Source organism: Acetobacter sp. DmW_043 (genome assembly GCF_002153485.1).
In the GTDB taxonomy this organism is placed as follows: domain Bacteria; phylum Pseudomonadota; class Alphaproteobacteria; order Acetobacterales; family Acetobacteraceae; genus Acetobacter; species Acetobacter thailandicus.
Genome location: NZ_JOMN01000045.1, coordinates 1 through 9,873, shown reverse-complemented (window position 1 = coordinate 9,873; position 9,873 = coordinate 1). Strand labels below are relative to the sequence as shown.

Annotated in this window: 8 protein-coding genes; all 8 read left to right on the top strand. The window is 56.4% G+C overall.

Annotated features, from left to right (window positions below):
- On the top strand, window positions 1-386 hold a 386-nt coding region (locus tag HK11_RS10665; protein ID WP_233133442.1), incomplete at its 5' end, for a DUF6118 family protein.
- Window positions 387-619: 233 nt separating this feature from the next.
- Window positions 620-1,105 (top strand): recombinase family protein, encoded by a 486-nt coding sequence (locus HK11_RS10660; RefSeq protein ID WP_143216391.1) that lies wholly within the window; start codon window positions 620-622, stop codon window positions 1,103-1,105.
- A complete protein-coding gene (locus HK11_RS10655; RefSeq protein WP_233133441.1) occupies window positions 1,102-2,619 on the top strand; it encodes a class I SAM-dependent DNA methyltransferase in 1,518 nt (505 codons plus the stop codon). The genes HK11_RS10660 and HK11_RS10655 overlap by 4 nt, the downstream gene beginning before the upstream one ends.
- Window positions 2,616-3,905, top strand: coding sequence for a restriction endonuclease subunit S (locus tag HK11_RS10650; RefSeq protein WP_086555329.1), 1,290 nt, complete (start codon window positions 2,616-2,618; stop codon window positions 3,903-3,905). The genes HK11_RS10655 and HK11_RS10650 overlap by 4 nt, the downstream gene beginning before the upstream one ends.
- Complete coding sequence (locus HK11_RS10645; RefSeq protein WP_086555328.1) at window positions 3,905-5,044, top strand: DUF4268 domain-containing protein; 1,140 nt, start codon at window positions 3,905-3,907, stop codon at window positions 5,042-5,044. The genes HK11_RS10650 and HK11_RS10645 overlap by 1 nt, the downstream gene beginning before the upstream one ends.
- Window positions 5,044-8,115 carry a type I restriction endonuclease subunit R gene (locus HK11_RS10640; protein WP_086555327.1) on the top strand — a complete coding sequence of 1,024 codons (3,072 nt, stop codon included), beginning with the start codon at window positions 5,044-5,046 and terminating at the stop codon, window positions 8,113-8,115. Before HK11_RS10645 ends, HK11_RS10640 begins: the two co-directional genes overlap by 1 nt.
- A gap of 92 nt (window positions 8,116-8,207) precedes the next feature.
- Entirely contained in the window at window positions 8,208-9,182 is a 975-nt protein-coding gene (locus HK11_RS10635) for a hypothetical protein (RefSeq protein ID WP_086555326.1), read from the top strand.
- Window position 9,183: 1 nt separating this feature from the next.
- Complete coding sequence (locus HK11_RS10630) at window positions 9,184-9,780, top strand: hypothetical protein (RefSeq protein ID WP_086555325.1); 597 nt, start codon at window positions 9,184-9,186, stop codon at window positions 9,778-9,780.
- Window positions 9,781-9,873: the final 93 nt, after the last annotated feature.

Below are 9,873 nucleotides of genomic sequence, written 5' to 3'. Positions count from 1 at the left end.
CGATAGCTGAGGTTCAGAGAGAGCGTCAGGAGCTTGCTCATATTATTGGTCAGTCCCGTCATCAGGACCGTCAGAGCTGGTGGTTACTGGGCGTTGGGCTGGTGTGTTTTGTGGTGGGGCTTGGGGCATCCCCGGTTCTGACGTCGCTTTTACCCTCTTCTGTCGGAACGCGGGTGGCCTCCTTTATCGTGGGAGAAAAAAATCGCTGGCATTCGGGGGCTATGATGATGGAAATCGATAATCCCGAAGGATGGCAACGTGTAAGTGAGGACAGTCAGCTGGTTGAGACGAACAGGGACAGGATTACAGCCTGTCAGAAAGCAGCGTCATCTCTGGAGAAAGGTCAGAAAAACTGTCTGATTACTGTTCAGGCCAGACAGGAATGATCTGTCTGCTGTCCGTAGAATGACATATGTCCGGTGTTCGGAAGAGGATGGGTAGCTGACTGTGCTCAGGCTTGGTGTAGGTATTGCGGTCTGAGTTTGATGCAATAAATTATTGAAGAGTGCCCAGAAAACGGTGGTTTTCCGCACACATCAAAAAATGACACCCGAGACTATCCGAACCCCAATTGTCGAGTTAACATTCTCGTCAAGTTTTCAACGTCCCGGTTGTGTCAATGAAACAGAGAATCGGCTATGCACGGGTCTCCACGGAGGACCAGCATCTGGACTTGCAGCGCGATGCGCTTCAGCAGGCTGGGTGCCATGTCATCTATGAAGAAACGGCAAGCGGAAAGAACGCCTCGCGCCTAGAGCTGGAGCGCTCTGGAATTGGATTCGAGAGCCTCACCGAGAAGATTGAAACGAACAGCGCGGCGGGAAAGCTGGTCTTCCACGTGTTTGCGGCCCTCGCGGAATTCGAGCGCAGTCTGATCCGAGAGCGGACCCATGCTGGTTTGGCCGCAGCGCGTGCCAGAGGCCGCTCTGGCGGCCGCAAACCGAAGCTTGGAGAGAAGCAGGTCCGCGAGATTAAGGCGCTACGGCGTGTCCCGAACTACCCTGTACAAGCATGTCGGTGTCGTGGCCCCACGGCACCCATGACGTTCAGCGCACATAGCCGCTCCCAAGGAATCACAAGAATGCTATCTCGGAGACCACATTGAGCATCGAAAAAATCCTCTTCGCCGCCGCCGACAAGATGCGCGGCGCGATGGACGCCGGGGAATACAAGCACATCGCGCTTGGCCTGCTGTTCCTCCGCTATGTCTCCGAGGCCTTTGCGCGACGGCATGATCTGATTGCCGAGGAGGGCGGCGATCCGGAAGACCGCGACGAATATCTGGCCGAAAACACCTTTTTTGTGCCGCCGTATGCCCGCTGGTCTTCACTCGCTGCGCAGTCGAAGGACGCCCGCATTGGCGTGATGATCGATGACGCCATGCGTGAGATCGAAGCTAAGAATCCCAGTCTTAAAGGCGCGCTGCCAAAGGTCTTTGGTCGCGAGAGCATCGACCGCGCCATGCTCTCGGGCCTGATCGACCTGTTCTCAAATCTCAAGCTTGATGGCACTCGCGCTGATTTCGACCTGATCGGGCGCATCTACGAATACTGTATCGGCGAGTTCGCCAGCAGCGAAGGCAAGCGCGGCGGTGAATTCTATACACCAAAATCGGTGGTCGATACCCTGATCGAGATGATCGAGCCGACCCGTGGACGCGTCTATGATCCATGCTGCGGCACGGGCGGCTTCTTCGTGCAGTCGGAAAAGTTCATCGACGCCCATCAGGGCCGCACCGACGATATTGCCATCTACGGGCAGGAGCGCAACCACACCACCTTCGGTCTGGCGCGGATGAACCTGGCCATCCGCTCGATCTTTGCCGATATCCGCTGGAATTCCGAAGGCACGTTGCTGCGCGACGAATTCCCGGATGAACGTTTCGACTACATCCTCGCCAATCCACCGTTTAACATTTCGGACTGGTCGGGCAACCTGCTGCGCGAAGACGCCCGCTGGCGCTTCGGCGCACCGCCAGTAGGCAATGCCAACTTCGCCTGGATCCAGCACATCCACGCGCACCTGTCCTCGGCTGGGATCGGCGGCGTGGTCATGGCCAACGGTTCCATGTCGTCCATGTCTGGCGGTGAAGGCGAAATCCGGCAGGCGCTGGTGCAAGGCGATGCGGTGGATTGCATGGTCGCGCTGCCCGGGCAGTTGTTCTATGGCACGCAGATTCCCGCGTGCCTGTGGATTCTGGCCAAAGACAAGTCCAACGGTGTCGCCATGAACGAGAAGCTGCGCGATCGGCGCGGCGAGGTGCTGTTTATCGACGCCCGCAAGATGGGCGCGCTGGTGCCCGGCTCGCGCAAGCAGAAAGAACTGTCGGAAGACGAGATCCGCCGTGTTGCTGCCACCTATCACGCGTGGCGTGGCGAGGCGCGGGAGGGAGCTTACGAAGACGTACCAGGCTTCTGCAAATCGGCAACTCTGGTTGAGATTGAGGGCCACAACTTTGCCCTGACACCGGGTCGCTATGTCGGTGCGGGCGCAGCGGAGGATGACGATGAGCCTTTCGAGGAGAAGTTTGATCGGCTGATGGGAGCGCTTCGTGAGCAGTTTGCTGAAGGGCAGCGGTTAGAGGCTGAGATTGAAGCACGGCTTGGGGCGTTGGGATGAAGATGCCAGCTAAAGTTTCGCTTGGGGATGTTGCTGATTATCAAACTGGTTTTCCCTTTAAAAGCAAAGATTATTGTTCTGCGGGGACTAAGCTTCTTCGCGGAGACAACATCGGCCAAGGTTCGTTGCGGTGGGGAGGTGCAAAATTTTGGCCCAAGGACCGAATCAACGAAGCCGCGAAATTTGCTTTGCAAGAGGGCGATGTAGTTTTGGCCATGGATCGTCCATGGATCGAAGCGGGTCTAAAATATGCGGCCGTATCGTTAGACGACTTGCCGTGCTTGCTCGTGCAACGAGTTGCGCGTTTGCGTGGCACCAAAAAAATCGACGGTGGCTATCTTCGGTATCTCATTGGATCCGCTGAGTTCACTGAGCATATCTTGAATATCACCACTGGAACCGCCGTTCCTCATGTTAGCGGGAGAGATATCCTCTCATTCAGCTTTGATCTTCCGGTCTTGGCTGAGCAAAGGGAGATTGCAGCCACTCTCGGTGCGCTGGACAACAAAATCGACCTGAACCGCAAGGCGGCGACGACGCTGGAGGAGATGGCGAGGGCGCTCTATCGCTCGTGGTTCGTGGATTTCGATCCGGTGCGCGCCCGCGCCGAGGATCGCGCGCCCGCCCACATGGACGCCGCCACAGCCGCACTCTTTCCCGACAGCTTCGGCGAGGATGGGCTGCCGGAGGGCTGGAGGCAACGGGGTCTCGATGAAATTGCTGAGTTTCTGAACGGAGCGGCGTTACAAAAATATCCAGCCGTAGAAGGCGAGCTGTCCTTGCCAGTTATCAAAATTGCGGAGCTGCGGAGTGGCGTTACGGCGACTTCGGGCAGAGCTTCCGCTGGAGTTCCAGACAAATACAAAATTAACGATGGCGACGTACTTTTCTCTTGGTCTGGCTCATTGCTTCAAAAAGTCTGGGTCGATGGGCGGGGAGCGCTCAATCAACACTTATTCAAAGTTAAATCTTCACTCGTGCCGCAGTGGTTTCATTTTTTCGCTGTTGATTTGCATATGGATGAGTTTCGGATGATCGCAGCGTCAAAAGCCACGACGATGGGTCACATTCAACGCCATCATCTCGCTGAAGCGAAAATTGCTTTACCTCCTAAGGTAATTTTGGATGTCGCTGATAAAGCAATTCGCCCTCTTTTTGACGCCGCCATTCAACGACAATTAGAGAACCGTAGCCTCGCCAATTTGCGCGACACGCTTCTCCCTCGCCTCATGTCCGGTGAGATTCGCGTCGGCGCAGCCCGCAAAGTGGCCGAGGAAGCCGCCTGATGTACCGTATCGATCGTTTGTCCAATCGCATTTCACGGCTCACTCAGAAAAGCTTCAGCGAACTCGCCTTCCGTGAGCGCGACCATCTGCAGGAATGGCTTGTTCACCAGCCGGATGCGCTCGGAGAGGAGTTGCTGATCCTACAGAAGGAGTTTGACGGTTTTGATGAAACCCGAGAGCGACTGGATCTCCTTGCCCTCGATAAGGAGGGTAATCTTGTCGTTATCGAAAACAAGCTTGATGACTCCGGCCGGGACGTGACATGGCAGGCGTTAAAATATACGGCTTATATATCGACCCTGAAGACAGGACAGATCGTCGAAATCTATCAGAAATATCTTGATCGATATTGCGAAGGCGGTTCAGCAAGCGAAAAAATATGCGAATTTCTCGACGTCGAAGATTTGCAAGAAGCTGGCCTTAACCCGGGCAATGGCCAACGCATGATTTTTGTGGCGGCTCATTTCCGCCGAGAGGTAACGGCCACGGTGATGTGGCTTATCAGCCGCGGCATTCGTGCCCAATGTTTTCGCGTGACGCCTTATTCCCACGCCGAAGAACTCTTTTTGGATTTGCAGCAGATTATCCCGCCGCCTGAAGCTGCTGATTACATGATTGGTATCTCATCGAAAGAAGTTGAAGAGACGGCTGCACAGGGTACACGCCAACGAGCGCATGAACTGAGGCTCCAGTTCTGGGCGGTCGCCCTTGAACGCCTGAAACAGGATCATATTGCTCTTTACGCGAACGTCAGTCCGTCCCGGGATCACTGGCTCAATGCAGGATCGGGGGTAAGGTCATGTCCGTTCTCGATGGTGTTCAGCCATCGGGAGGCGCGGGTGGAACTGTCGCTGTCTCGTTTTGAGGCGTTTGAAAACAAGCGGATCTTTGACCAGCTTTACGAGCGTAGAAATGAGATCGAGGAGGCATTTGGTCAGTCCTTAGAATGGCGAAGAATGGACGATAAGAAGGCCTGCCGTATTTTCCTCGCCAAAACTTTCGACGGTTACGACAAGGAACAGTGGCCTGAGATGGCTCAGTGGCTTTCCGACCACCTCAAAGCACTTATCCAAGCGATCCAGACGCCATTGCGGCAGGCCGGACAGTCTCTTGGCTTGCCAGAAGAAGGACAAGACTGATGGCTTGGATCAGCGAGGCTCAGCTTGAAACGCATTTCATGGAGAGCCTCGCACCGCTCGGCTACAGTCTGGCAGATGGGACGGATGTCTCACCCGAGGTAAAGGAGCCGCTCCGAGCAAGCTTCCGCGAGACGATCCTCGCTGCAGTTCTGCTGGAAAGTCTGGCGCGGCTGAACCCGGATGTCCCGAAAACTGCGTTAGAGGATGCCGCCCGGCGCGTCACCGACAGCGTATTCGCTTCCGACATCGTGCAGGAAAATCGTCGCCTCCATGATTTGATGGTTCATGGCGTGCCGGTGACGTTCTTCCGCGACGGCGAGGAGCGCAACGCCCGCGTGCAGTTGATCGACTGGACCAACGCGGCCAATGACTGGCGCGCAGCGCGTCAGTTTGATGTGGTGGGCAAGACGGCCCGTATCCCCGATGTTGTGTTGTTCCTCAACGGCCTGCCGCTGGTGGTGGTGGAGCTGAAAGGCGTTGCTGGCGCAGATATCAAGGCCGCCTGGAACCAGATCGACACCTACCGAGCCGATATCCCGGACCTGTTTCGTACCAGTCTGCTGACCGTGATTTCAGACGGGCTACATGCGCGCTACGGCTCGCTGTCGGCGGGCTTTGATCGCTACATGAGCTGGCGCACGGTGGACGGCACAACATTGGTGCCGAAGGGCTCGGAGCTGGAGCTTTCGACGCTGACGAAAGGTCTGCTGGCGCCGCAGGTGCTGCTCGATATGCTTCGCTGGTTCGTGGTGTTCGAGGATGAGGGCAAGGGGCCGATCAAGAAGATCGCGGGCTATCATCAGTTTCACGCGGTGCGAAAGGCGTGCGAGACGATCCTGATCGCCCGTGCGGGCGACGGCAAAGCCGGTGTGATCTGGCACACGCAGGGCTCGGGCAAGAGCCTGCTGATGACCTTCCTATCCGGCCGCGTCATGCATCACCCGGCGATGGAGAACCCGACGCTGCTGGTGCTGACCGATCGCAACGATCTGGACAACCAGCTTTTCGCGACCTTTGCGCGCTGCAAGGATCTGCTGGGGGAGGAGCCGGTACAGGCCGACAGCACCGAGGATCTGCGTCGCCTGCTGGATCGCAATGTCGGCGGTATCATCTTTTCCACCATCCAGAAGTTCCGCCCGGAAACCGGCGAGACTTTCCCGGAGCTGACCGCACGCTCCAACGTGGTGGTGCTGGTGGATGAGGCGCATCGCACGCAATACGGGTTCGAGGCCAAGCTGAACAAGGAAACCGGCGAGATTCGCCACGGTCTTGCCTATCAACTGCGCAAGGCGTTGCCGAACGCGGTGTATGTGGCCTTTACCGGCACGCCGGTGGAGCTGGTGGGCGCTGATACGCGCGGTGTGTTCGGCGACTATATCGACGTCTATGACATCGCACAGGCGGTCTCAGACGGAGCAACCGTGCCGATCTATTACGAGGCGCGGGTCGCGAAGATCACGCTCGATGACGAGATCGCCGCGACACTGGACGACGATTTCAACGAAGCAACCGAGATGTTGGCCGAAGATCAGACCAGTGCGACCGCGAAGAAATGGACACGGGTTGAAGCGCTGGTCGGGGCGGATAAACGCCTTGATACGGTAGTTCAGGACATCCTTACCCATTTTGATGCCCGGTTAGAGGCGATGGACGGCAAGGCGATGATTGTCTGCATGAGCCGCCGCATCTGCGCCGAGGTCTATGATCGCATCATTGCCGCACGGCCAGACTGGCACGGTGACACAGACGATACCGGCAATGTCAAAGTGGTGATGACCGGTTCGGCGACCGACCCGGCAGCGCTACAGCAGCATATTCGCTCCAAGACCCGGCAGGAGGCGATCCGCAATCGGTTCAAAAACCCTGCCGATCCGCTGAAACTCGTCATTGTGCGCGACATGTGGCTGACAGGCTTTGATGCGCCGTGCATGCACACGCTCTACGTCGATAAGCCGATGAAGGGGCACGGGCTGATGCAGGCCATCGCTCGCGTAAACCGCGTGTTCCGCGACAAGCCTGCGGGTCTGGTGGTGGATTATATCGGCATTGCGGCGGAGCTGAAGGCGGCGTTGGCGCATTACTCGCAGACCGACCAAGCTCAGACCGGCATTGATGAAGCCGAAGCGGTCGCTGCCTTTCTGGACGCTCTGGATGTGGCACGAACGCAGTTCCATGGTTTTGACTATGGTGCCGCGTTGCATGGTGCCCCGAGTGAGCGTCTGGCCGTGCTCCCGGGCGCGATAGAGCACGTTCTGGCTCAATATCGCGACAGCGACGCGGGACCGAAGCGTTTCCATGATGCTGTCGCGGCTCTCGTCAAAGCTTACAAGCTGGCATCGGGCAGTCCTCAGGCGACCGAGCATGCGGAGGAGGTGGCGTTCTTCGCTGCTGTCCGATCAAGCCTCGGCAAGCTGGATGTAGGCGGCGGTCGCAATGATGGCGGGACCGATTTCGCGATCCAGCAACTGGTCAACAACGCCGTGGCATCGACAGAGGTGGTCGATATCCTAGAGGCCTGCGGATTCGATCGGCCGGACATCAGCGTTCTGTCCGACGCCTTCATGCTCGAACTTCAGAACATGCAGCACCGCAATCTGGCGGTGGAAGCGTTGAAGAAGTTGTTGAATGGCGAGATCAAGGCACGGACGCGCACTAACGTGGTCCAACAGGAGGCTTTCTCGTCCCGGTTGGAAGAAGCGATCGCTCGGTACCACAATCGCAGCGTTGATGCCCTTCAGATCCTTCAAGAACTGATCGCGCTAGCCAAGGATCTACGCAACGAGCCCGAGGATGGCCTGAATGCAGCCGAGCGCGCGTTCTATGACGCGCTCGCTCAGAATGAGAGCGCCGTGCAGGTGATGAGCAATCAGGAGCTGAGGGTGATTGCAACGGAGTTGGTGAGCACGGTGCGCAACAACGCTGGTGTTGATTGGTGGAAGCGGGAAAATGTCAGGGCAAAAATGCGTGTGGCGATCAAACGGATTTTGCATCGACATGGCTATCCGCCGGATTTGGCATCAGAGGCCGTCAAGCTAGTGCTGCGGCAGGCGGAAGCACTTGTAGTGGCGTGATTTGGAGGGATAGGTGAGCGATGGAACATGGCCTTTACCGGCGTGCAGTTGGGCATCGTTATATGCGTTTGAGCAAAGCGGGGACTCGTTGAATGCAGAATGATCGTCGGCAGTTTTATATCTACGATCTTGAAATCGGTGCGAGGAAGGATGGTGCATCCATTCCAACGATGGACAACCTTGTTCCCATTTTCCAGCGGATGAAGGATACAGGGCGGACGTATGCCATACGCGCCGACACGGCGACAATGCTTGTGGGCGATATTCACATTGATGCGGCCCAACAGTTCATCACGCTACTTGTGCGATTGTCCGACAAGACCGCGCCTAACGCCGTTACGTCCGATCCTGTAGCAGGTATCTTTAACATTCACGCCAAAGGTCCGAACCAAGGCGCAGACTTTGCCTGTCACGTCCTGATTTCCACGGCACAAGAACAAGGTTTTCCCAACGTATATGCGTGCGCCATAGAGCGCGTTTCGGGCATCGCTTCTAGCTTGGTGCAACGTTTACTGTCGAAGCTGCTGAAATTCGAGTTCAAAGACGACGCATCATCGTTCTCGTATCCGCACCCGGCAGGCGGCTTGACCCGTCAAGGTCTGCCACGAACTGACCGCTGCTGCCCGCATATCGAACTACGCGGGCGACCGTCCGACACGCTTATTGCCGACATAAACAACGGCCGAATCACCGGCATTTCACTTGTGAAAGTGGAGGCGGTCGCTCCGATAGCTGGTGCGGGGTATCTTACAAAGAAAGAGTCGGAACTGCGCCTTCAGATCAACCAGAACAATCTTCCGGCCAATCTCTGGCAATCACTAGTTCAAACTTTCCAAGCAAATTCGCGTGATTACGGCGTTGCAAAGGTAAGTTACAAAGTTCCGGGGCAGGATAGATCGGTTACAGTCGAAATTGACTCTAATACTGGCAACCCTTTAGAGGAGATGTATATCAAGTCATTCGAAGTAACAAACATCTTTCCGCTCTTGGACTTCTCTGCTATGCAGATCGTTGTTCATTTCCAAGCTATGGCGATCCCCGAGTTTTTGGCTCAACGGACGATATAAGGTGCTGAAACAGCTTATATATGAATTAAGCCGCGGCTTCGCTTACCGGGGTATATCGCATGGCGAGATGCGGACCTATACGACGTGGCTTCCGCTATTGCTGACGATCCTAGCTGGTGCGTTCTATGCCGTGCTCCCCGTGAAACCCGTGCTTGTCGGTTCTAGCGGCCTTGTGGGAAGCGTGCTGACGCTCGTTTCGACGCTGCCCGGCTTCTATTTTGCTGGCCTAGCGGCGGTTGCTACGTTCGGTAGCGCGACGATGGACCATGAAATGCCAGCGCCAGCGCCGGAAGTGGAAATGCGAGTGCGCGGGCAACAGGTGCTGGTGAAACTGACGCGACGGTTGTTCCTGTCCTACCTATTTTCGTATCTCGTGATCCTGTCGTTCGGCTTGTGCTTGGCGTTTATGGCCATTAACGCCTTCGCGCCGTCCATCCACGTGTTGCAGGCTGCGATAGTCTGCTGGACGGGTGTGGCATGGCCGTGGCTGATCGTGAAAGGCGCTGTCGGCCTCACTCTGACGTTCACGCTCGCTTCAATGGTCGTTTCAACGCTGCATGGCGTTTTCTTCCTTGCCGAGAAAATCCACCAACCTTGAAGCATGGCCGACTTATACTCCGTCATCATTAGGCTCAGGACTCATTCTTTAAGATAGAAGATGAAGCTTGCTGCGATGTGGATTGCGGACATG